Genomic DNA, 23,671 nt, shown 5'->3' with positions numbered 1-23,671 from the left:
AGTGCTACTCCCATCAGTGACTGGTCACTGATTTCAGTGAGACTTGCGAACACGCAGGTACCATTCGGCCAACAGCCGTACCTGCTTCTCGGTGTAGCCTCGCTCGACCATACGTTCGACGAACTGCTTGTGCTTCTTCTGGTCTTCCTGACTGGCTTTCGGGTTGAAGGAGATAACCGGCAGAAGATCCTCGGTGTTGGAGAACATCTTCTTCTCGATCACGCTGCGCAGCTTCTCGTAGCTGAGCCAGGACGGGTTGCGACCCTGATTGTTGGCCCGGGCCCGCAGCACGAAATTGACCACCTCGTTGCGGAAGTCCTTCGGGTTGCTGATGCCCGCCGGCTTCTCGATTTTCTCCAGCTCGTCATTGATGGATCCACGATCGAGGATCTCGCCGGTCTCCGGATCCCGGTATTCCTGGTCCTGGATCCAGAAGTCGGCATAGGTCACGTAGCGGTCGAACAGGTTCTGACCGTATTCGCTGTAGCTTTCCAGGTAAGCGGTCTGGATTTCCTTGCCGATGAACTGGACATAGTGCGGCGCCAGGTATTCCTTGATGAAGCGCAGGTACTTTTCCTGGATCTCCGACTGGAACTGCTCCTGCTCGATCTGCTTCTCCAGCACATAGAGCAGATGCACCGGGTTGGCCGCCACCTCGGTGGTGTCGAAGTTAAACACTTTAGACAGGATCTTGAAGGCGAAACGGGTGGACAGGCCATCCATTCCCTCCATGACCCCGGCTGCATCCCGGTACTCCTGGATGGACTTGGCCTTCGGATCGGTGTCTTTGATGTTCTGGCCGTCGTAGACCTTCATCTTCGAGAAGATGCTGGAGTTTTCCGGCTCCTTGATCCGCGACAGCACCGAGAACTGTGCCAGCATGTCCAGGGTATCCGGTGCACAGGGCGCGCCGAAAAGGGAGCTGTTGGTCAGCAGCTTCTTGTAGATCTCGATTTCCTCGGTCACCCGCAGGCAGTAGGGCACCTTGACGATATAGACCCGGTCCAGGAACGCCTCGTTGTGCTTGTTGTTCCGGAACGTCTGCCATTCGGATTCGTTGGAGTGGGCCAGGATCACGCCGTCAAACGGCACCGACCCCATGCCTTCGGTGGTGTTGTAGTTGCCTTCCTGGGTCGCGGTCAGCAATGGATGCAGCACCTTGATCGGTGCCTTGAACATCTCGACAAACTCCAGCAGACCCTGGTTGGCCTTGCACAGGCCGCCGCTGAAGCTGTAGGCATCGGGATCGTCCTGGGAGAAGTCCTCCAGCATCCGAATGTTGACCTTGCCCACCAGGGCGGAAATATCCTGGTTGTTGTCATCGCCCGGTTCGGTCTTGGCAACGCCAACCTGATCGAGAATCGACGGATATTTCTTCACCACCCGGAACTGGCTGACATCTCCGCCAAACTCATGCAGGCGCTTCACAGCCCAGGGTGACATGATGGAGTTGAGGTAACGGCGCGGAATACCATACTCCTCTTCGAGGATCTCGGCGTCCTCGGCGGGATCGAACAAACCCAATGGGGATTCGTTCATCGGTGAGCCTTTGATGGCGTAGAAAGGCACCTTCTGCATCAGGGCCTTGAGTTTCTCGGCCAGGGAGGACTTGCCGCCGCCCACCGGGCCCAGCAGGTAAAGGATCTGTTTCTTCTCTTCCAGGCCCTGGGCGGCATGGCGGAAGAAGGAAACAATGTTCTCCACGGCATCTTCCATGCCGTAGAACTCGGAAAATTCCGGGTAACGCTTGATCACCTTGTTGGAAAAGATGCGCGACAGTCTTGGGTCGCGAGAGGTATCTACCAACTCCGGCTCGCCGATCGCAATTAACATTCTCTCAGCGGCCGTGGCATAGGCCGTTGGGTCCTTTTTGCAGATCTCCAGGTATTCCTCAAGAGAGTATTCTTCCTCTTGGGTAGCTTCATACCGGTCTTTGAAATGCTGCAGTATGCTCATAGATGGCCCCTCGCTCGCTGTTATTCAGCTTTTCAGTTCACGCACTTTCCCCGTTGCTGTTAGCGCCGCCTGTCCCGGCGGTGTTTATCTGGTTATGGGTAAAAGGGATGGATACTTACAAGCCGCGCCGCAACTTTCTCTTCACGGCTTGCTTAATCTGAGCTTAGTTCAGGTTCGCGAGGTTGGACAGTGGGCGAGTGGTTAAGGTTCATTAAATTGTGTTAGAGGGGTGTGGCGTTTTTGTAGCTTTCAGGGGGTGGGGGCTGGAGCGCACCGGGGGTTCTTTTTCGGGGCGAATTGGCAACTCGCTGCGCTCAGACATCAAATTCACCCCGAAAAAGAACCCCCGATACACTCCGATCAGAATCACCAGGAATGTCTTCAAAACAGCCACGAGGCTGGGAGGGACACAATCAAAGCTTGGTCAACCGGAATACACTTTCCGAGGCCCCCTCAAGGCCCCGGCGCTTGGCGAACGGATGGTCCTTGGCAAGGGTGTTGGTCAGCACGTGCTCAATCTCGTAGTCCTGGCCATAAAGTTCCCGGACTTCGTCGTTGGAGACGTTGAATGGGGGACCCTTGATCTCAGTGTCGTAGTCCAGGGTGATCAGCAGGATTCGTGCACCGTCGGGGATGATGGCCGTCAGGTGCTCGACATACTGGCGGCGCATGGAAGGGGGCAGGGCGATCAGGGCGGCGCGGTCGTAGACGAGGCGGATGTGTTTGAGGTCGTCCGGGACCAGTTGGTAAAAATCGCCGCACCAGATCTCAAGGTCATCCTGTTTGAACGTGGTAAAGGGCTCTCCCGGATGCACTTTGGCTTTCTCGCCGGCTTCCTCGAAGAAGTCCTTGCAGGCGATCTCGCTCAGTTCCACACCCAGGACAGGGTGGCCGCGGTCGTGCAGCCACCACATGTCGTGGGCTTTGCCGCACAGGGGTACGAAGACCGCGTCGGTGTTCTCCCCGGCGAGTTCCGGCCAGTGATCATGCAGGTACTGGTTAACGGTGCCCTCGTGGAAGCCGATTTCTTTTTTTGCCCAGCGTTCGTGCCAGAATTCGTGTTCCATGGTTCTTTCCTTTCACCGGTATTTGGACGTTTTCTTCAGTCTACCTTAATCTGTGGCGATCTTGAGATGGGAGAAAATCATGAAAGCCGTATTCCTCGATGCCAACACCCTTGGCGATGATGTCGACCTGTCACCGATCGAGACCGTCACCGGCGGCCTGACAAAGCACGATCGCACCACGCCGGAGCAGGTGCTGGAGCGGATTCGGGGCTTTGACACCGTGCTGGTGAACAAGGTGGTGCTCAAACGCGAACATTTCGAGGCCTGCCCGGAGCTCAAGAACATTGCTGTGGTGGCCACCGGCCTGAACAACATCGACCAGGACGCGGCGGGGGAGCACGGCATCAAGGTGATGAACGTGACCAACTACGGTCGCTCCACCGTGGCCCAGCACACCCTGGCCCTGATGCTGGCCCTGGCCACCCGGCTGCTGGACTACGACCGGGACGTGCGGGCCGGACGGTGGGGGCAGAGCGACATGTTCTGCCTGATGGATCATCCGATTCTGGAGCTGGAGGGTCGCACCCTGGGGGTCATCGGCTACGGTGATCTGGGGCAGGGTGTGGTTGAACGCGCCAAAGCCTTTGGTATGAAAATCCTGCTGGGCGCACGGCCGGGGCAGGAGCCGGGCGAGGTGGATGGCTACCCGCGGATTCCGCTGGATGAGCTGTTACCGCAGGTGGATGTCCTGTCACTGCACTGTTTGCTCACGGACGAAACCCGTAACCTGATCGGCAAACGCGAGCTGGAGATGATGAAAAAGGACGCACTGCTGATCAACACCAGCCGTGGTGGCCTGGTGGACGAGCAGGCGCTGGCAGATGCTTTGAGAGCCGGAGTGATTGGTGGTGCGGGCTTTGATGTGCTGACCGAAGAGCCGCCGCGCAATGGCAATCCCCTGCTGGCGGATGACATTCCGAACCTGATCGTTACTCCCCATTCGGCCTGGGCGAGCCGCGAGGCGAGGCAGCGGATTGTGACTATTACCGCCAATAACCTCGCCTCTGTTGACTGAGGCCAGGGACCGGGTCAGGCGCCCGGTCCGGTTTCAGTACCGCCAGCCGACGCTGGCGGATACGCCCACCTGGTACATGCTCAGCTCAATGGTCTGCTCTGGGTTGAGCGGGTTGTCGCCCTTCACGCTGTTACGCGGTGAGTAGAACACCGAACCGGAGAGCTCCAGGGAGTCGCTGAACTGGCGGGTGAAACCGCCGGTGAAGTGCCACTCCTGGACGCCGGGGGCGAGGATGTTGAACAGCACTTCCTCTTCCTGCACCGGCTGCTCGCCGTAGCTGACGCCGGCGCGCCAGGTTTGCTGGTCTGTCTGCTGCCACTGCCAGCCGAGCTTCACGATGGTCATGTCTTCCCAGCCGAAGCCCGGGCCGTTGTCAGCGCCAAGTTGAGAGTCGGGGTCACCCATCTGGGCCATCCCTAGCGCCGGCAGCATTGGATTGCCCACACTGTTGATGTCACTGTAGCGGATGTGTTGCACATCCAGCAGAATCCAGTGGTCCTGGATTCCTGACCATGCAACCCCGGCGTTGAACATGCTCGGGATGTCAAAATCTCCCTGTTCGGCGAACAGCCCCTGATATTGCTCGAACTCTTCCATTTCCAGGATGGTACGGAAACTCAGGCCACCACGCAGGGTGTCGGTGATCCCGCCTTGCCAGCCGATCTGGAAGCCATAGCCCCAGGCATCATCGGTGCCATTGTTGGTCAGTGCCGATGGGTCGGAGGAAAAGCCTTCAAAGGCACCCAAGCCTTTGGCTTCGAATCTCTGATAGGCAATCAAGGGAGAGAAACCGATAGCCTGGTTGTCAGTGAATTCCCAGGACCAGGTGGGGGCAATGAACAGCTGCTCCAGGTTGACGCCCGTGCGGCCGCCTCCGAAGGGTCCGGGCGCCGGGTAGCTGGTGTTCATTCCGCCGTTGGCAAAGACGGAGACGCCCAGGGCCTGATGTTCAGTGATGCGGTGGTTCACTCCGAAGTGAGGAATTGCGAAGGCATCACGGCTGCTCTGATAGCTGCCTGGCTGCAGGGAGAAGGCGGGTGGCGGCGCCATCGGGCCTTCAACTTCGTACTTGCGTCGGGGCGAGAACAGCTCCAGCCCGCCATCCATGCGATCACCGACAAAAGCCAGACCGGCCGGGTTGGTGGCAGCGGCGATGCTGTCCTGCGCCAGCGCCGCACCGGCGCCCGCCATGCCGGAGCTGATGGTGCCATAACCGTGGCTGAAGTAACCATTGGTGGCAGATGCAACCGACGGCAGGAATGCGGAGGCGGCTGCCATGCCCAGAGCAGTCTTGAGGCGCATAATGAAAACCCGTTCATTGACAAATATCGAATATGGCGCCCGTTTATACGGAAGGTTGGTTATAAGATGAAGGATTAAAAGCTAATATGGTTATATTGTCCGGTTAGGCCTCGCAAACCGTCGGTTATCGGCCATACTTTGGGGCACCGGCTTATATCCCTGATAAACTGGCTAAAATTTCCTGTAACAGGACGTCACGTGGCTTCATTCCAACTCAAAGAACGGCTGCAGGCCGCTGAAGACTGGATTCTTGCAAACCCCAATCCGCCCCAGACGTGGCCCTGGACCTGGCTCTACAAGGTCGGACGGTCAGTCTATGCGCTGGTACGGGACGTGCTCAGCGGGCAGCTGACCCTGCACGCCATGAGCCTGGTCTACACCACGCTGCTGAGTATTGTGCCGTTGCTTGCCCTCAGCTTCTCAGTGCTCAAGGCCATGGGTGTGCACGAGCGGATGGAGCCCTTTCTGTTCCAGTTCTTCGAGCCGATGGGGCCGCAGGGCATTGAAGTGGCGAACCGGATCCTGGAATTTGTGGATAACATGAAAGTGGGGGTCCTCGGCTCGGTCGGTCTCGCCCTGCTGGTCTACACGGTCATTTCGCTGATCCAGAAGATCGAGCGATCCTTCAACATGATCTGGCGGGTGCCGGACATGCGCTCCCTGGCCCAACGGTTCAGCAACTACCTGAGTGTGATCATGGTGGGACCGTTGCTGATGGTGTCGGCGATCGGGGTGACCGCCACCATCTTCTCCTCGGATATTGTCCAGACCCTGGTGGAGATCGAGCCCTTCGGGTCCCTGATCCTGGCCATCAGCCGATTCACCCCGTTCTTCCTGGTGGTTGCTGCCTTTACCTTTGTCTACATCTTCATCCCCAATACCCGGGTCAAGCTTCGCTATGCTTTTACCGCCGGTGTGGTGGCCGGGGTTTCCTGGCAGGCCGGCGGTATGCTGTTCGCGTCCTTCGTGGCCGGCTCAGCCAGGTACGCGGCCATCTATTCCAGTTTTGCCATCGGTATCATCCTGCTGATCTGGATTTACCTGAACTGGATGATCCTGTTACTCGGTGCGAGCCTGGCGTTCTATCTGCAGTATCCGGGGTCCGTGGCCAAGCGAAGGCAGGTCCAGTTGGCGCCGGAACTCCAGGAGAAGGTGGGGCTGGCGGTCATGTGGATGGTGGCCAAGCCGTTCAGTGAGGGCGAAGCGGCCCCTCAGCAGGAGGCTCTGGAGCACAGGCTCCGGGTGCCGGGGGAGGTGACGAGGATGGTCAGCGACAAGCTGATCCGGGCCGGCTTGCTGTCCCTGGCTGGCGGGCAGGGCGATAAGCTGGTACCCGGGCGGGCGCTCGATTTGATCACTGTCCGTCATATCCTCGATGTCATTCGCAAGGATGACGACCGGGTTGTGGACCGGCTGCCACCGATTCTGCCGCCGTGCCTCATGGATGGCGCGCGGGATCAGGAATCCGAGACCCTGGCTTCGCTATTGCGTCAGTCGAAGGCCTGAGAGAACGCTCAGACGCGGCTGTCGGTGGCCCTTCTCATCAGAGCAGGGTTTCCCCGAATACGAAGACCAGCTGGCAGACACCGGCGGCAAAGCCCAGGAAGGCGCCCACCAGGATCAGTTTGATCTCGTCTTCCTGGAAGCAGGGCCGTAGCAGGTCCTGGAACTCTTCCGACGACAGGGCGATCATCCGCTCCACCATGATGGACTCCACCGCCCGGGCCCGATCCTTTTCGAACACCGGGTTGTTGAAGGAGGTCTGGGAGATCTCGATGGCCTTCTCGCCCACCTGGGTCTTCAGGGTGGCAAAGCCGGTGGGGCCGAAGGCCACTTGGGTCAGGGCTTTGCCCATGCCAGCGGTTTCATCCACCAGCGGTTTGATGTGCTTCTTCACCATGTTGCGGGCCCGATCGCCTTTCGGGCCGTCCAGGATCGCGCGGATGATGTTGCCCACGGTGAGGATTTCGTGGGTAACGATGTGGCAGAAAGACTCGGCCACTTCCGGCTGACGCTTCAGGAACAGGCCCTGGATCCGGAGCGGTCCCACCTTTTTCTCCCGTAATGGCCGGAAGATGACGTTCAGGGCGATCCAGTTGGTGGCCCAGCCGACAAGCAGGCCGAAGAAGGGCAGTACCCACCAGGCAGGGTAAACATACCAGACGGCCATCTGGATCAGGCCGAACAGGAAGCCGAAGTATAGGCCCGAGTTGATGATGAAGCGGAATTCCACTTCGCCGCACTCGAGGAAAATTCGGTTCAGCAGTTGTTTATCTTTGGCCAGGCGCTCGATAACCATACCTTTGATGTCCAACAGGTCTTCAATATTATCGGAGATGTCCTCGACCAGGTTGTCCACCAGTTGCGGGGTGGATTTGCGTACCCGGTCGTAGACCATCTTGCGGGCCGAGGCGGGCAGGTTTTCCCAGAAGGTGGGGTATTCCCGGAGCATCATTTCGTCGACGTATTCTTCGATTCTGGGGTCGACAGAGTGGACGATGTGGGCGGCCAGTACCTTGGGGTCGATCTGCTGGAAGATTTCCTGGACGGTGCCAATCTTGGAGATGGTGGCGTCGACGCTGATGGCGGCCATTTTTCGGGCTTTGGAGGGAATGATGCCCTGCCAGCCGAGCAGGGGTGGTTTGCCGATGAATTCCAGGGGGTAGAAGGTCATCTTTATGGCGAGCCAGTTGGTGGTCCAGCCGATCAGGGCTGCGATCACGGGGATGCTCAGGTATTGCCAGAATTCTTGGGTCGTCAGCAGGCTTGTCATCCGGTACTCGCGCTCTCTCTTTATTTTTTACTTGGGAGCATGCGTTTATTCGGGGAGGGCTGTCCAAAACACGCTCCTGGCGGCACGTCCATGTGACGCTTGGGCTCCGCCATCCATGGCTCCGCACAGTTTTGGACAGCCCTCCCCGAATAAACGCCCCATCCAAGGAGGGGCCCCTCACTGCATTTTTGTCAGACAGGGATAATGTTGGCCGGTCCTGTAACTGTCAATGACTGAGAAGCCGAAACGGGACGGCGGCACGGTCGTAGCGATCAGGTGCCGATATCGCCCCAGAGCCATTGGCACAGGGCCATGGCGGCTACCGGGGCAGTTTCGGTTCGGAGGACGCGGGGGCCGAGTGCCACCGGGAGGAACCCGGATTGTTCGGCTGCCTCGATTTCTTCCGGGCTCAGGCCGCCTTCCGGGCCGATCATCAGGGCTACCGAGCCGGGTGTGGCCAGGGATTTCAGGCTCTGTTCGGTGCGGTGGTGCAGTACCAGGCGCAGGTCGCAGGTCTGGCTGTGTTCGAACCACTCGCTCAGGTTCATGACCGGGAGGATTTCAGGGACGCGGGCGCGGCCGCATTGTTCGGCGGCGCTGATGGCAACCTGTTGCCAGTGGCGCAGGCGTTTGTCTTCCCGGTCGCCCTTGAGTTTGACGTCGCAGCGTTCGGTGGTGAGCGGTACGATCTGGCTGACGCCCATTTCCACGGCTTTCTGGACGGCGTAGTCCATGCGGTCGCCCTTGGACAGGGTCTGGCCAAGAATGATTTCGAGAGGCGACTCGGTAGTGGTGGCCGTCGCCCCGGCGATTTCCACCTGGACGTGTTTCTTGCTCGCATCCTGGATGGTGGCGTCGTAGTCCTGGCCGTCGCCGTTGAACAGGATCAGTTGCTGTCCGGGCTGCATCCTCAGAACCCGGCCCACGTGCTGGGCGGCGTTGTCGTCCAGTTCGCAGCTGCTGCCAACGGTGAGTTCCGAGTCGGTGAAGATTCTGGGGATGCGCATCCGGGTCAGTCCTTTACGGCGATTTCGATGCCTTCAGTCGCGACCTGGGCGAGGTGGCGGATCTGCTCCTCGGTGATCACGTAAGGCGGCATGAAATATACCACGTTACCCAGTGGCCGTAGCAGGGATTGCCGGGTGAGAGCGTGCTGGTAGACGCGGATACCCCGGCGTTCCTGCCAGGGGAACGGGGTCTTGCTGGCCTTGTCTTTCACCATTTCCACCGCGAGGGTCATGCCGTGCTGGCGGATGTCGCCGACGTTGGGGTGGTCTGCCAGGTGGGCTACTGCATCGCCGAGGCATTGGGACAGTTGGCGGTTGTTTTCGATGACGTTGTCGTCCCGGAAGATGTCGAGGGTGGCCAGGGCCACGGCGCAGCCGATGGGGTTGCCGGTGTAGCTGTGGCTGTGCAGGAACGCCCGGAGGGTTTCGTAATCGTCATAGAAAGCGTTGTAGACGTCATCGGTGGTCAGGACCACGGACAGGGGCAGATAGCCGGCGGTCAGGCCCTTCGAGAGGCACATGAAATCCGGGGTGATCCCGGACTGTTCGCAGGCGAACAGGGTGCCGGTGCGGCCGAAGCCGACGGCTATCTCGTCGGCAATCAGGTGCACGTTATACCGGTCACAGGCTTCCCGCAGCTTGGTGTGGTAAACGGGGTGGTGCATGCGCATGCCGCCGGCGCACTGGATCAGGGGTTCCACTACCACCGCGCAGATTTCATCGTGTTTCTCCGCCAGGAGTTTCTCCATGGCCTCGAACTGGCGCAGGGCGTATTCCTCGTCGGACTCGCCGGCTTCTTTATTGAAGGCATCCGGGGAGGGCGCAGTCAGCACTTCCATCAGCAGCGGCTGGTAGGTGTCCTTGTAGAGAGCGACGTCGCCGAGAGCAAGGGCGCCGAGGGTTTCGCCGTGGTAGCTGTTGCTGAGGTTGACGAAATTCTTCTTGCCCGGCTTGCCGTGGTTTTTCCAGTAGTGGTAGCTCATCTTCAGGGCGGCTTCGATGGCCGATGACCCGTTGTCGGCATAGAAGCACTTGTTCAGGCCTTCAGGAGTGACTTCGATCAGTCGCTCCGAGAGGTTGACCACCGGTTCGTGGCTGAAGCCGGCCAGGATGACGTGCTCGAGCTTGCCGATCTGGTCCTGGATGGCGGCGTTGATGCGGGGATTCGCGTGGCCGAACAGGTTGACCCACCAGGAGCTGACTGCGTCGATGTAGCGATTGCCTTCGAAGTCTTCCAGCCAGACACCTTCGCCCCGTTTGATCGGAATCAGGGGCAGGGATTCGTGATCTTTCATTTGTGTGCAGGGGTGCCATACGGATTTGAGATCGCGGGCGACGAGATCGGCGTTGCGCATGGTGAGTCTCCGGTCACGTTGTCTGGTTTTGAATGGGCGCTGTTAACCTTTGCGGATATTACAGTTAACAGCGGAGTCTGGCTAGCGCGCCCCGGTCGGCTGACCTGCCGGCCAATGCCGGTGGTGGTCATTCCCCGCAGAATCTGGCTGACATCATACGGAGACCACCCATGCAAATTGAACTGGAACACCCCTATGAGGCGAGTCTGGAGCAGGTGCTCGGTGCCTTCTTCAGCAAGGATCATATTCTTGAGAAGAACGCCCGGCTTGGGTCACGCAACGTGTGTGTGCCCGAGTTGGTCAGGGACGAGCTGTCGGCCAAGCTGGTGATCGAGCGGGAAGTCACCAGCTCACTGGAGGTGCCTGGAATCCTCGCGAGCTTCCATCGTGAATGGAACCGGGTACGTCAGGAGGAGCACTGGTTCCGCAAGAGTGACGAGGAGTGGCATTGCGAGTTTCGGGTGCACATCGAAAATGTGCCGGCGAAGATCAAGGGCATGATGCGTTTGCTGGCCTCCGAGCAGCAGTGTACCAATCATGTCTTGCTGAGTGTGCGTTGCGATGTGCCGCTTCTGGGCAAGAAGGTGGCGAGGTTCCTGGCGGACGATTGCCACGCCAAGATCGAAAATGAGTATCAGGCGACCCGCAAGTTGCTATAGCCCGGGCCGCAGAAACAGAAAAGCCCCCGGAACGGGGGCTTTGGGCTGGGCGGCTTAGTGAGCGAGTACCCGTGAGAGGAACGCCTGGGTGCGTTCATTCTGCGGGTTGTCGAACACGTCGTCCGGCTTGCCCTGTTCCACGATCTGGCCTTCGTGGATGTAGATGACCCGGTCCGCCACTTCACGGGCGAAGCCCATTTCGTGGGTCACGACCATCATGGTCATCCCTTCCTTGGCCAGTTCGCGCATGACGTCCAGCACTTCGCCGATCATCTCCGGGTCCAGTGCCGAGGTTGGCTCATCGAACAGCATCAGGCGCGGTTCCATGGCCAGGGCGCGGGCGATGGCCACCCGCTGCTGCTGACCACCGGAGAGGTGGCTCGGGTACTTGTCGGCCTGGTCGCCGATACCGACACGGTTCAGCAGCCGCTCGGCGGTGCCGTTGGCCACCACCTGTGAGGCGTTCTTCACCTTCATGGGCGCCAGCATGACGTTCTTCTTCACCGTCAAGTGTGGGAACAGGTTGAACTGCTGGAACACCATGCCCACTTCCTTGCGGATCTCGGCCAGGGCTTTCTGGTTGCCGCCTTTGGGGGCGAGGGCCTGGCCGTCCACCACCAGCTTGCCGGATTCGAATTCTTCCAGGCCGTTCACGCAGCGGATCAGGGTGGACTTACCGGAGCCACTGGCGCCGATGATCACCACCACTTCACCCTGCTCGACCGTGAGGTCAATGTTCTTGAGGACATGCAGCTTGCCGAAGTACTTGTTCATGCCCTTCATTTCTACGATATGAGTCATGGGTACCTTTCCTTCAGACAGATGCCAGTCCGCGCCGCTCTACCAGGCGGAGGATCAATGACAGGGACAGGGTGATCGCCAGGTAAAGGATGGCCACCACGAAATAAACCTCGAACGCGGTAAAGGTGTTGGCGATGTAGATCTGACCCTGACGGACCAGTTCACCGACACCGATAACGGAGAACAGGGAGGTGTCCTTGATACTGACGATTGCCTGATTGCCCAGGGGCGGAATCATGCGACGGAAGGCCTGGGGCCAGATGATGGACCAGAAGGTCTGGGTACGGGACAGACCCAGGGAAAGGCCGGCTTCGGTCTGGCCCTTGGCGATGGACTGTACGCCACCCCGAACAACCTCTGAGATGTAGGCGCCCGAGTTCAGGGCAATCGCGGCAATACCCGCGGTCAGAGGGTTGATCGGCGAGCCAATGAGGTCAGGCAGGCCGTAGAAGATGAACAGCACCTGCACCAGGATGGGGGTACCCCGGAAAATCTCGATATAAGCCGTTGCGGGCCAGCGCAGGAACCAATGCTTGTTGATGCTGAGCAGTCCAAAAATAATGCCCAGTACGAAACCGATAAGCAGGCCGCCAAACGAGATCAACAGGGTGTAGGGGATCCCTTTGAGCAGAAAGGGGATAGAGTCGATGGCTGCTTGCCAATCGAACTGAAACTGGAATTCCACGGTTAGTGTCTCCGCAGGAAGTTGGAGTCAGGAACAGCCGGGGCACAGGGGCCCCGGCGCGGGGAATCGGATCGGATGATCCTTCAGCCCTTACATGCCCTCAGGCATCGGGCCGAACCACTTCTCATAGATGCTCTTGTAGGTACCGTCTTCCTTCATGGAAGCCAGTGCGGCGTTGACCTCGTCAACCCACTCACTGCCCTCGACCAGGGCGATACCATACTGCTGACCTTCATACAGCGGGCCGACGGTAGTCACTTTGCCTTCACCCTTGGTGCGGGCGAAGTAGCCAACGTTGGGCGCGTCATAGAAGACGGCGTCGATGGCGCGGGACATCAAGGCCATGTACATGTCGGAGCTGCCCGGATAGGGAGTAACTCCATCATCGGCTTCCAGGTTGGCCATCAGGTAATCGTAGGAGGTACTGCCGATCTTGGTGCCGATTTTCAGGCCTTCAAGGTCTTCAAAGGTTTTGACCTCGTCATTGCCTTCGCGAACCATAATGCGCAAACCGGAATCGTAGTACGGGTTCGAGAAATCGACGATCTGCTCACGTTCCTCGGTAATGGTGATACCGGCAATGGCAATATCCACGTTACCGGTCTGCAGGGCCGGGATGATGCCGTTGAAGTCCATGGTGTTCAGGTCGATTTCGAAGCCGGCGCGGTCGGCCACTTCGCGGATGATTTCCATGTCGAAGCCGATCATCTCACCGGTTTCCTGATCCATCATCTCGAACGGAACAAAGCTTGGGTCGGTGACCACTTTGAGAGTTTCCGCGCTAGCTGTTCCCGCCGCCACAGTCAGTGCCAGGCTGGCGCCAAGAGTCTTCAGCCATTTCGTGCTCATGCTTTCTCCTTGTGCTTTTTGTCAGGCCCCGTTTGCCCGGTAAGGCAAGCCGGAACAACCACTTCTGGTGATCGTGGCTTCCGGGGAGCGTTTATGGAATTGCAACACATACACTTTAGACTATTACCCACCGGGATGCCTAAAATCAAATGCTTGGGGTGACGAACGGGGTCTAAAGAAAGCCTTCTTCTGACCCCATATTCAGCATTTAAAAAAAGGGGTCAGATGAAAGCTTTCATCTGACCCCATGCTCCGCGTGACCTCGGACGCTGGCACTGGCAAAGGGGTCTGAAGAAAACCTTCTTCTGACCCCATTTTCAGCATTCAGAATGCGATTTTCTCGCGGTCGCTGATACCCAGGTTCTTCCAGATGCTCAGGCTCGGCTCGGCCTGGTTCAGGGTATAGAAATGCAGACCTGGCGCGCCGGCCTTGAGCAGGCGTTCACACATTTCGGTTACCACTTCTTCGCCGAACTTGCGGATGCTGTCGCTGTCGTCGCCGTAGGCTTCCAGCTGCTTGCGGATCCAGCGGGGGATTTCCGCGCCGCACATATCCGAGAACCGCACCAGGCTGGAGAAGTTGACGATGGGCATGATGCCCGGCACCACCGGAATGGTGACCCCCATCTTCTCCAGCCGCTCGATGAAGTAGAAGTAGCTGTCCGCATTGAAGAAGTACTGGGTGATGGCGCTGTTGGCGCCGGCCTGTACCTTGCGGGCAAAATTCTTCAGGTCTTCCTCGGCGTTGCGGGCCTGGGGGTGGAACTCGGGGTAGGCGGCCACTTCCAGGTTGAAGTGATCACCGCTGTGCTCCCGGATGAATTCCACCAGCTCGTTGGCGTAACGTAGCTCGCCGGAGGCCCCCATACCCGAGGGCAGGTCGCCCCGTAGGGCGACGATCCGGTTGATGCCGTTTTCCTTGTACACATCCAGCAGCTCGCCGATTTCCTCGCGGGTACCACCCACGCAGGACAGGTGCGGCGCCGTGGAAATGCCCTGCTTGTGCAGGCTGAGCACGGTTTCAATGGTGCGGTCCCGGGTGGAACCGCCCGCGCCGAAGGTGACCGAGAAGAAATCCGGGTTCACCTCGGCCAGCTGGTTGCGCACCGTTTGCAGCTTCTCCTTGCCCTGATCCGTCTTGGGCGGGAAAAACTCGAAGCTGAACCGGCGCTTGAATTGCTTCTGGGATTCCATGATCTGTTCCGCTTAGTACCTGTAGCTTTCCGGCTTGTACGGGCCTTCGACCGGTACACCGATGTATTTAGCCTGTTCCGGAGTCATCTTGGTGATCACGCCACCAAAACCTTCCACCATGGCCCGGGCCACTTCCTCGTCCAGCTGCTTGGGCAGGACCTGAACGTAGACACCCTTGGCCTTGGACTCTTCCGGAAGATCGCCGAACTTGCGCTCGAACAGGTACATCTGGGCGAGTACCTGGTTGGCAAAGGAACCATCCATGATCCGGGACGGGTGACCGGTGGCGTTGCCCAGGTTCACCAGGCGGCCTTCGGACAGCAGGATCAGGTGGTCGTTGGTGGCCTTGTCACGGTAGATCACGTGAACCTGCGGCTTGACCTCGTCCCACTCCCAGTTCTTGCGCATGTAGGCGGTGTCGATCTCGTTGTCGAAGTGGCCGATGTTGCACACCACGGCGCCGTTCTTCAGGGCCTTGAGCATGTTGGCGTCACACACGTTGACGTTACCGGTGGTGGTCACCAGCAGGTCGGTGTTGCCCAGCAGGTCCTTGTTGATGCCGGCCTCGGTACCGGTGTTCACGCCGTCGATGTACGGAGACACGACCTCGAAACCGTCCATGCAGGCCTGCATGGCACAGATCGGATCCGCTTCGGTGACCTTAACGATCATGCCTTCCTGACGCAGGGACAGGGCGGAACCCTTGCCCACGTCACCGTAACCGATGACCAGCGCCTTCTTGCCGGACAGCAGGTGGTCGGTGGCACGCTTGATAGCGTCGTTCAGGCTGTGGCGGCAGCCGTACTTGTTGTCGTTCTTGGACTTGGTCACGGAATCGTTCACGTTGATCGCCGGCACTTTGAGGGTGCCTTCACGCAGCATTTCCTGCAGGCGGTGAACGCCAGTGGTGGTTTCCTCGGTGATGCCGTGGCTCTTTTCGAGGATTTCCGGGTATTTGTCGTGGAGCAGGGCGGTGAGGTCGCCGCCGTCGTCCAGGATCATGTTCGGCTCCCAGCCGTCCACGTCTGCACCCACGGTGCGCTCGAGGCACCACTCGTACTCTTCCTCGGTTTCGCCTTTCCAGGCAAACACGGGAATGCCTTGGGCGGCAACGGCGGCTGCGGCCTGGTCCTGAGTGGAGAAGATGTTGCAGGAGGACCAGCGCACGTTGGCACCCAGTTCGACCAGGGTTTCAATGAGAACCGCGGTCTGGATGGTCATGTGGATGCAGCCCATGATGTTGGCGCCTTTGAGCGGCTGCTCTGCCTTGTATTTGTTACGCAGAGCCATCAGGGCGGGCATTTCGCCTTCGGCGATCTTGATTTCCTTGCGGCCCCAGTCGGCCAGGGAGATATCGCGAACTTTGTAGTCGTCGAAGTTGTTCAGCTTTTCTGCCGGAGTGCTCATGGTGTTCTCCTGTCAGTTCTTTTTGGCCCCGGAGTTTTTATCCGGTGGCCTCGGAATTTGGGAGTGTCGGGGGTGGGGGAAATCTTCCGTGGAACCGCTACGAGCACGTCCATGTGCGCTTGTTTCAGGCCATCCATGGCCTTCAACATTCCACGGAAGATTTCCCCCACCCCCTCTCTCAAACTTTGGGTGTTTGCGGTCATTAATACGCCGCGTTTGTCACACAGGTCTTTTCGTGAGATCGCTTGATCAAGACCATCTCTGTTTTCTGATATGCATTCACCAAACGTTTCGAGCGGTGGTGAGTTATCTCCTTCGGGGACTGTTGAGGGCCATGGACGGCCCGAAACAAGCGCACATGGATGTGCTCGTAGCGTGTCCCCGAAGGAGATAACTCAGCACCGCCACCCCGAAAGGTGGCGGGCTATCCAGATTAAACTCGGCTCAGAGGCCAGACCCAGCACTCTCAACCCCGGAAGCATCCCGAAGCGCTTCGGCGCGGTCGGTCTTCTCCCATGGGAACGCGGTGAAGGTTTCCCCGCCGGCGGTCATCTCGAACGGATCGCGGCCGAAGTGACCATAAGCTGCTGTGGCCCGGTACATCGGGTGCAGCAGGTCCAGCATGCGGGTGATGGCATACGGACGCAGGTCGAAATTCTGGCGGACCAGTTCGATGATCCTGTCGTCGCTGATCTTGCCGGTGCCGAAGGTGTTCAGGGAGATCGAGGTCGGCTGAGCCACGCCGATGGCGTAGGAGACCTGGATCTCGCACTTGTCGGCCAGACCGGCGGCGACGATGTTTTTGGCCACGTAACGGCCGGCGTAGGCGGCGGAACGGTCGACCTTGGACGGGTCCTTGCCGGAGAACGCGCCGCCGCCGTGGCGGGCCATGCCGCCGTATGTGTCGACGATGATCTTCCGGCCGGTCAGGCCACAGTCACCCACCGGGCCGCCGATGACGAACTTGCCGGTCGGGTTGATGTGGAACTGGGTGTCCTTGTGTAGCAGTTCCGCCGGCAGGGCGTGCTTGACGATCAGTTCCATCACCGCTTCTTTCAAGTCGTCCTGGCTGACGTCCGGGTCGTGCTGGGTGGACAGGACCACGGCGTCGATGCCGGTGACTTTGCCGTTCTCGTAGCGGCAGGTGACCTGGCTCTTGGCGTCCGGGCGCAGCCACGGCAGCAGGCCGCTCTTGCGGGCTTCGGCCTGGCGCTGGACCAATCGGTGGGAGTAGGTGATCGGGGCCGGCATGAGCACGTCGGTCTCGTTGCTGGCGAAGCCGAACATCAGGCCCTGGTCGCCGGCGCCCTGGTCTTCCGGCTTCTGGCGGTCAACGCCCTGGGCAATGTCCACAGACTGCTTGCCGATGATGTTGATCACGCCGCAGGTGCTGCCGTCGTAGCCCACGTCAGAGGAGGTGTAACCGATGTCGTTGATCACGCCGCGAACCAGGTCTTCCAGGTCAACCCAGGCGCTGGTGGTGATTTCGCCGCCGATGATGGCAACGCCGGTCTTGACCATGGTTTCACAGGCCACGCGGGCGTGCTTGTCTTCGGTCAGGATGGCATCCAGGACGGCGTCGGAGATCTGATCCGCCAGTTTGTCCGGATGGCCTTCGGAGACCGATTCGGAGGTAAAGATGTTGTAGTCAGACATAGGTGTTTGCTCCTCTGTGAGCGCTTCAAATTCGTGCCGGGGGTCAAACATGACCGGTGCCGGCTGCCTGGTTGTTGATGGTTGTCAGGGCATACGTAAAACTACCTACACCCATATCAAAAATTTTTGATATTCCTGTTTGGCCGTTCTTTCAGGCCGGTCTGGAGGTTTTCCAGAATTCCCGTACCTGTACCTGGAAGCCGTTGCGCAAGCCGATAAACAGCTGCTCGCCGGCGACCAGATCGGCATCGGCTGCCCAGCTGGTCAGTTCTTCCGGCTCGAAACCGAGCCAGAGGTCGCCGCAGTTTTCCTTGGCCCAGTCCTGGTCGTGGCTGCACAGGTCGCTGATTACGAAGCAGCCGCCGTTATTCATGAGCGCGGCGGCATCCAGGAAGATGTCCGCCGGACTGGGTACGTGGTGCAGCACCATGTTGGCCACCACCAGATCGAACGAATCGCCCCGGGCCAGCAGGGTATCGGTTACGCCCTCGATCAGGTCCACGTTGTTCAGTTTTTCATCGATGCAGGTGCGGGTGGCCTTGGCCAGCATGTCCCGGCTGTTGTCCAGGGCCACCACGTGCCCGAAAAGACCGGACAGCACCGGCAAAAAAGCGCCTTCGCCGGGTCCGATTTCCAGGGCCGTTTGCCAGTCCTGCTTGCCGGCTCGCTTGCGAATCAGTTCGGCGGTGGGCTCGGCATACAGATCAAAGGCTGCGATCAGTTCCTGCTGTTCCCGGAACTGCTCGGCGTGGCGGGAGAAGAACGCCTGGGACTGGTCCGCCCGTTGATCACGAACTGCCTCGATTTTCTTCTGCAGCGGTTCGGCCAGGGGCACCCGGTCCACCGTCTCGAAAATTTGCCGGATGGTCCGGTCGGTGAGCTTGTCACTGTCCAGATGCAGGGGGCGGCGGTAGAAAATGGCATTTCCTTCCCGCTGCGGCTCCAGCAACCCGGCCTTGTGCATCACTTTCAGGTGATGGCTCATGCCGGACTGGCGCATGTCAAACATCTGGCTCAGCTCCAACACACCGAAGGTGTCCCGGCGCAGCACACGCAGGATCTCCAGGCGCAGCGGGTCGCCGCTGGCCTTGAAGATCGGGGCCAGGGCGTCCACCGAGGCCAGTTGGTTCGCATGTGCATTCAATGAGGTCATGGTTGCGAAGTGTAGGGCGGTTCGGCTGGTTAATCAATAGGCATATCAAAAAATTTTGATATAGATTTATCACGTTGTGAAATCAGCCGTTTCGGGAATCCACAGGCAAACAATCGTGAAAAGGAAGCAGGCTGATTTGCCCCGGCACACACTAATCGGCGAAAATACGCGCCTTATTTTTGATCACCCTTTGAATCACCACGAATTCTTTTCCTGCAAAACACTGGAGAAACGTCAATGCCGTCTCGTAAAGATCTCGCCAACGCCATTCGCGCGCTGAGCATGGATGCGGTTCAGAAAGCCAAGTCCGGCCACCCGGGTGCGCCCATGGGTATGGCAGATATCGCCGAGGTGCTGTGGAACGATTACCTCAGCCACAACCCGGCCAACCCGCATTGGGCCAACCGTGACCGCTTCGTGCTGTCCAACGGTCATGGCTCCATGCTGCAGTACTCTCTGCTGCACCTGAGCGGGTATGACGTTTCCATTGATGACCTGAAGAACTTCCGTCAGCTGCACTCCAAGACCCCGGGCCATCCGGAATACGGTTACACGCCGGGCATCGAGACCACCACCGGCCCGCTGGGTCAGGGCATCGCCAACGCCGTTGGTTTTGCCATTGCCGAGAAGTCCCTGGCCGCGCAGTTCAACCGTCCAGGCCATGACATCGTCGATCATTACACCTACGCCTTCCTGGGCGACGGCTGCCTGATGGAAGGCATTTCCCATGAAGTCTGCTCCCTGGCCGGCACCCTGGGCTTGGGCAAGCTGATCTTCTTCTATGACGACAACGGCATCTCCATCGACGGTGAAGTGGAAGGCTGGTTCACCGACAACACCCCGCAGCGCTTCGAATCCTATGGCTGGCAGGTCATCCCGAACGTGGACGGCCACGACGCCGAGGCCATCCGTGCCGCCATCGAAGCCGGTCGCGCCAACACCGAACAGCCCACCCTGATCTGCTGCAAGACCATCATCGGCTTCGGTTCTCCGAACAAGCAAGGCAAGGAAAGCTGTCACGGCGCCCCGCTGGGTGACGACGAGATCGCCCTGACCCGCGAGCAGCTGGGTTGGGAACACGGCCCGTTCGAAGTGCCGGAAGACATCTACTCGGCCTGGAACGCGAAAGAGAAGGGCGCCGAAGCCCAGAACGCGTGGGATGAGAAGTTCGCGGCCTACGCAAAGGCCGAGCCGGAACTGGCTGCCGAATTCAAGCGCCGCATGGCCGGTGACCTGCCCGCCGATTTCGCCGAGAAGGCCCAGGCCTACATCCAGGAATGCCAGGACAAGGGCGAGACCGTCGCCTCCCGTAAGGCCTCCCAGAACACCCTGAATGCCTACGGCCCGCTGCTGCCGGAACTGATGGGCGGCTCCGCCGACCTGGCCGGTTCAAACCTGACCATCTGGAGCGGCACCAAGGGGTTGACCAAAGAGGACGCCTCCGGCAACTACATCTATTACGGTGTCCGTGAGTTCGGTATGGCGGCGATCATGAACGGCATCGCCCTGCACGGCGGTTTCGTGCCCTACGGCGCCACCTTCCTGATCTTCATGGAATACTGCCGCAACGCGGTACGCATGGCGGCCCTGATGAAGCAGCGTTCCATCTTCGTATTCACCCACGACTCCATCGGTCTGGGTGAAGACGGCCCGACACACCAGCCGATCGAGCAGCTGGCCAGCCTGCGCACCACCCCGAACATGAGCACCTGGCGCCCGGCCGACACCGTGGAATCCGCGGTAGCCTGGAAAGCCGCCCTGGAGCGTAACGACGGTCCCACCGCCATGGTCTTCTCCCGTCAGGGCCTGCCGCACCAGGACCGTACCGCCGAGCAGCTGGCCAACGTTGCCCGCGGTGGTTACATCCTGTCTGACAGCGAAGGCACGCCGGAGCTGATCCTGATCGCCACCGGTGGCGAACTCGGCCTGGCCCAGGACGCCGCCGCCAAACTGCGCGAGCAGGGCAAGGCCGTCCGCGTGGTTTCCATGCCGTCCACCGACGTGTTCGACGCCCAGAGCGCCGAGTACAAGCAGCAGGTTCTGCCGCTGGAAGTGACCAACCGCATCGCCATCGAGGCCGGCATTGCCGACTACTGGTACAAGTACGTTGGCCTCGACGGTCGCGTGGTTGGCATGACCACCTTCGGCGAGTCCGCACCGGCGGGCGAGCTGTTCAAGGAGTTCGGCTTCACCGTCGACAATATCCTGGAAGTGGCTGACGAACTGCTGGACGCCTGATGAGCAACTCAAAGCCTTTTCGTATTGCCATCAACGGGTACGGTCGGATCGGCCAGTGCGTGTTGCGGGCGCTCTATGAAAACGGCTACCGCGACCACCTGCAGGTGGTCGCGATCAACGAGTTGTCCGACATCGACACCATCGCCCACCTGACCCGCTACGACTCCACCCACGGCCGGTTCCGGGGTGACATAGCGGTCGAGGGCGATGACCTGGTAGTCAATGGCGACCGCATCCGCGTATTGCGGCATCCGGATCCGGCCGATCTGCCCTGGCGCCTGCTGGATGTGGATCTGGTACTGGAATGCTCCGGCTCCTTTTCCGACCGGGCCACAGCCCAGAAGCATATCGATGCCGGCGCCCAGCGGCTGCTGTTCTCCCAGCCCGCCGGGTCGGATGTCGATCGCACCGTGGTGTTCGGGGTCAACGACGCCGAGCTGACTGGCGAGGACGAGATTGTTGCCGCGGCCTCCTGCACCACCAACTGCCTGGTGCCGGTGATCAAGGTGCTGGATGATGCGCTTGGCGTGGAGCAGGGCAGCACCACCACCATCCACGCCGCCATGAACGACCAGCCGGTGATCGATGCCTATCACCACCAGGACCTCCGCCGCACCCGCAGCGCCCTGCACAACATCGTGCCGGTGGATACCGGCCTGGCCCGTGGCATCGAACGCCTCCTGCCCCACATGGAAGGCAGGTTCAGCTCCGTGGCCATGCGAGTGCCCACCCTGAACGTCTCGGCGATCGATATGGTGGTTAACGTTGGCGAAGTGACATCTGTCGAGGCCGTTAACAAGCTGTTAGAGAGCGCCGCAAAGGGCCCTTTAAAAGGTATCCTCGGCTACACCGACGAACTGCTGGCCAGCTCCGACTTCAACCACGACGCCCACTCCGGCATCGTCGACGGCGGCCAGACAAGGGTGACTGGCGGTACCATGGTGAAGGTGTTGTGCTGGTTCGATAACGAATGGGGATTTGCCAACCGGATGCTGGATGTCAGCCGTTGTTGGCTGGGGAAGACTGAAAAAGGAGTCTGATCCCGGGGAGCAAATCTGAAAATGGGGTCAGATGAAAGCGTTCATCAGACCCCGGGGGCCACTGACCAGGCTCTGAGCTATATCTCAGGGGTCTGATGAAAGCTTTCATCTGACCCCAGGTTCACTGAACAACCGCAAAATTTAAGGACGAACACATGGCCATCAAAAAAATGACCGACCTGGACCTCGCCGGCAAGCGGGTCCTGATCCGCGAAGACCTCAACGTGCCGGTCAAAGACGGCAAGGTAACCAGCGACGCCCGCATCCGCGCCTCCCTGCCCACCATCAAGGCAGCGAAAGACGCCGGCGCCAAAGTCATGCTGATGTCCCACCTGGGCCGTCCTGAAGAAGGTGTCTACGACGAAGCCTCCTCCATGAAGCCCGTCGCGGACCACCTGACCAAAGTCCTCGGCCAGGAAGTCCGCCTGATCAAGGATTACCTGGAAGGCATTGAAGTGGCGGACGGCGAAGTCGTCCTGTTCGAAAACGTCCGCTTCAACAAGGGCGAAAAGAAAGACGACGAAGAACTGTCCAGGAAATACGCTGCCCTGTGCGACGTCTATGTCATGGATGCCTTCGGCACCGCCCACCGCGCCCAGGCCTCCACCCACGGCGTCGCCCGCTTCGCCCCCGAAGCCTGCGCCGGCCCGCTACTGGCTGCCGAACTCGAAGCCCTCGGCAAGGCCCTCGACAACCCGGCCAAACCGGTCGTCGCCATCGTTGGCGGCTCCAAGGTCTCTACCAAACTCGACGTCCTCAACGCCCTGGAAAAAGTCTGCGACCAGATCATCGTCGGCGGCGGCATCGCCAACACCTTCCTGGCAGCCGCTGGCCACCCGGTGGGCAAATCCCTGTGCGAACACGACCTGATCGACACCGCCAAAGACATCGCCAGCCGCGTTGAAATCCCGCTGCCGGTAGATGTAGTGGTTGCCAGCGAATTCGCCGAAACCGCCACCGCCACCACCAAGAACATCTCCGACGTTGCCGAGGGAGACATGATCCTCGACGTTGGCCCTGAAACTGCCGGTAAATTCGCCGAACTGCTCAAGAACGCCAAAACCATCCTCTGGAACGGCCCGGTCGGCGTCTTCGAATTCGACCAGTTCGGCAACGGCACCAAAGCCCTGGCCGAAGCCATCGCTCAAAGCGACGCCTTCTCCCTCGCCGGCGGTGGCGACACCGTCGCCGCCGTTGACAAGTACGGCGTTGCTGACAAAATCTCCTACATCTCCACCGGCGGCGGCGCGTTCCTCGAATTTGTCGAAGGCAAGACACTGCCGGCAGTAGCCGTACTGGAAGAACGCGGCGTGTAAGCCAAGAACAGAGATTCTGAGCGAGACCAGCAACAAAGCCAGAATCGCAAGGATGGAGGGGGAGCAGCTTCGCGGAATCTCGAAGGCCAGGGATGGCCTGAGAGAAGCGCACAGGGACGTGCTTGTAGCGGTTCCGCGAAGCTGTTCCCCCTCCATCCGCAGCAGACTCCAAAGCAACAAACGAACAGAATTCAACTA

The 23,671-nt window shown here is 59.7% G+C and carries 19 protein-coding genes; 6 read left to right on the top strand and 13 right to left on the bottom strand.

Annotated elements, in window-relative coordinates; genetic code table 11:
* Positions 1–33: 33 nt before the first annotated feature.
* A complete protein-coding gene (locus DET50_RS12750) occupies positions 34–1,956 on the bottom strand; it encodes a PrkA family serine protein kinase (protein WP_113863225.1) in 1,923 nt (640 codons plus the stop codon).
* Positions 1,957–2,369: 413 nt separating this feature from the next.
* Complete coding sequence (tmpT, locus tag DET50_RS12745; RefSeq protein ID WP_113863224.1) at positions 2,370–3,023, bottom strand: thiopurine S-methyltransferase; 654 nt, start codon at positions 3,021–3,023, stop codon at positions 2,370–2,372.
* Between the two features lie 79 nt (positions 3,024–3,102).
* Here tmpT and DET50_RS12740 point away from each other — a divergent pair, with 79 nt between their 5' ends.
* On the top strand, positions 3,103–4,038 hold the full coding sequence (locus DET50_RS12740; RefSeq protein ID WP_113863223.1) for a D-2-hydroxyacid dehydrogenase: 936 nt from the start codon (positions 3,103–3,105) through the stop codon (positions 4,036–4,038).
* A gap of 33 nt (positions 4,039–4,071) precedes the next feature.
* On the opposite strand, the gene DET50_RS12735 is transcribed toward DET50_RS12740, so the two are convergent.
* Positions 4,072–5,340, bottom strand: coding sequence for an OmpP1/FadL family transporter (locus DET50_RS12735; protein WP_113863222.1), 1,269 nt, complete (start codon positions 5,338–5,340; stop codon positions 4,072–4,074).
* A gap of 198 nt (positions 5,341–5,538) precedes the next feature.
* Here DET50_RS12735 and DET50_RS12730 point away from each other — a divergent pair, with 198 nt between their 5' ends.
* Entirely contained in the window at positions 5,539–6,846 is a 1,308-nt protein-coding gene (locus DET50_RS12730) for a YihY/virulence factor BrkB family protein (protein WP_113863221.1), read from the top strand.
* 37 nt (positions 6,847–6,883) lie between these two features.
* On the opposite strand, the gene DET50_RS12725 is transcribed toward DET50_RS12730, so the two are convergent.
* The 3 genes from DET50_RS12725 to DET50_RS12715 form a co-directional block, all read right to left on the bottom strand.
* Positions 6,884–8,113 carry a DUF445 domain-containing protein gene (locus tag DET50_RS12725; RefSeq protein WP_113863220.1) on the bottom strand — a complete coding sequence of 410 codons (1,230 nt, stop codon included), beginning with the start codon at positions 8,111–8,113 and terminating at the stop codon, positions 6,884–6,886.
* 272 nt (positions 8,114–8,385) lie between these two features.
* Entirely contained in the window at positions 8,386–9,120 is a 735-nt protein-coding gene (locus tag DET50_RS12720; RefSeq protein WP_113863219.1) for a 16S rRNA (uracil(1498)-N(3))-methyltransferase, read from the bottom strand.
* A 5-nt stretch (positions 9,121–9,125) separates the two neighbouring features.
* Positions 9,126–10,475 carry an adenosylmethionine--8-amino-7-oxononanoate transaminase gene (locus DET50_RS12715; RefSeq protein ID WP_113863218.1) on the bottom strand — a complete coding sequence of 450 codons (1,350 nt, stop codon included), beginning with the start codon at positions 10,473–10,475 and terminating at the stop codon, positions 9,126–9,128.
* Between the two features lie 170 nt (positions 10,476–10,645).
* Here DET50_RS12715 and DET50_RS12710 point away from each other — a divergent pair, with 170 nt between their 5' ends.
* Complete coding sequence (locus tag DET50_RS12710) at positions 10,646–11,134, top strand: DUF2505 domain-containing protein (protein ID WP_113863217.1); 489 nt, start codon at positions 10,646–10,648, stop codon at positions 11,132–11,134.
* A gap of 54 nt (positions 11,135–11,188) precedes the next feature.
* Here the strand turns inward: DET50_RS12710 and DET50_RS12705 are convergent, their stop codons facing one another.
* The 7 genes from DET50_RS12705 to DET50_RS12675 form a co-directional block, all read right to left on the bottom strand.
* Entirely contained in the window at positions 11,189–11,935 is a 747-nt protein-coding gene (locus tag DET50_RS12705) for an amino acid ABC transporter ATP-binding protein (protein WP_113863216.1), read from the bottom strand.
* A 13-nt stretch (positions 11,936–11,948) separates the two neighbouring features.
* Positions 11,949–12,620: an amino acid ABC transporter permease gene (locus DET50_RS12700; RefSeq protein ID WP_113863215.1), complete on the bottom strand. Its 672-nt coding sequence runs from the start codon at positions 12,618–12,620 to the stop codon at positions 11,949–11,951.
* Between the two features lie 90 nt (positions 12,621–12,710).
* A complete protein-coding gene (locus DET50_RS12695) occupies positions 12,711–13,469 on the bottom strand; it encodes a transporter substrate-binding domain-containing protein (protein ID WP_113863214.1) in 759 nt (252 codons plus the stop codon).
* 324 nt (positions 13,470–13,793) lie between these two features.
* A complete protein-coding gene (gene metF, locus DET50_RS12690; RefSeq protein ID WP_113863213.1) occupies positions 13,794–14,663 on the bottom strand; it encodes a methylenetetrahydrofolate reductase [NAD(P)H] in 870 nt (289 codons plus the stop codon).
* Positions 14,664–14,675: 12 nt separating this feature from the next.
* Positions 14,676–16,070: an adenosylhomocysteinase gene (ahcY, locus tag DET50_RS12685; RefSeq protein ID WP_113863212.1), complete on the bottom strand. Its 1,395-nt coding sequence runs from the start codon at positions 16,068–16,070 to the stop codon at positions 14,676–14,678.
* A 444-nt stretch (positions 16,071–16,514) separates the two neighbouring features.
* Complete coding sequence (gene metK, locus DET50_RS12680; RefSeq protein ID WP_113863211.1) at positions 16,515–17,726, bottom strand: methionine adenosyltransferase; 1,212 nt, start codon at positions 17,724–17,726, stop codon at positions 16,515–16,517.
* Positions 17,727–17,877: 151 nt separating this feature from the next.
* The gene (locus DET50_RS12675; RefSeq protein WP_113863210.1) at positions 17,878–18,879 is read right to left on the bottom strand and encodes an ArsR/SmtB family transcription factor; all 1,002 of its coding nucleotides are present in this window, start codon (positions 18,877–18,879) and stop codon (positions 17,878–17,880) included.
* 237 nt (positions 18,880–19,116) lie between these two features.
* On the opposite strand from DET50_RS12675, the gene tkt reads away from it, so the two are divergent.
* The 3 genes from tkt to DET50_RS12660 all read left to right on the top strand — a co-directional run bounded on the left by tkt (position 19,117) and on the right by DET50_RS12660 (position 23,473).
* Positions 19,117–21,117: a transketolase gene (gene tkt, locus DET50_RS12670; RefSeq protein WP_113863209.1), complete on the top strand. Its 2,001-nt coding sequence runs from the start codon at positions 19,117–19,119 to the stop codon at positions 21,115–21,117.
* The gene (locus DET50_RS12665) at positions 21,117–22,157 is read left to right on the top strand and encodes a type I glyceraldehyde-3-phosphate dehydrogenase (protein ID WP_113863208.1); all 1,041 of its coding nucleotides are present in this window, start codon (positions 21,117–21,119) and stop codon (positions 22,155–22,157) included. Before tkt ends, DET50_RS12665 begins: the two co-directional genes overlap by 1 nt.
* A 155-nt stretch (positions 22,158–22,312) precedes the next feature.
* Entirely contained in the window at positions 22,313–23,473 is a 1,161-nt protein-coding gene (locus DET50_RS12660; protein WP_113863207.1) for a phosphoglycerate kinase, read from the top strand.
* The last annotated feature ends 198 nt before the right edge of the window (positions 23,474–23,671 follow it).

The sequence above is a fragment of the Marinobacter pelagius genome, from assembly GCF_003315345.1.
Taxonomy (GTDB): Bacteria; Pseudomonadota; Gammaproteobacteria; order Pseudomonadales; family Oleiphilaceae; genus Marinobacter; species Marinobacter pelagius_A.
The sequence above is the reverse complement of the archived record's forward strand: the minus strand, read 5'-3'. Positions and strand labels throughout refer to the sequence as shown.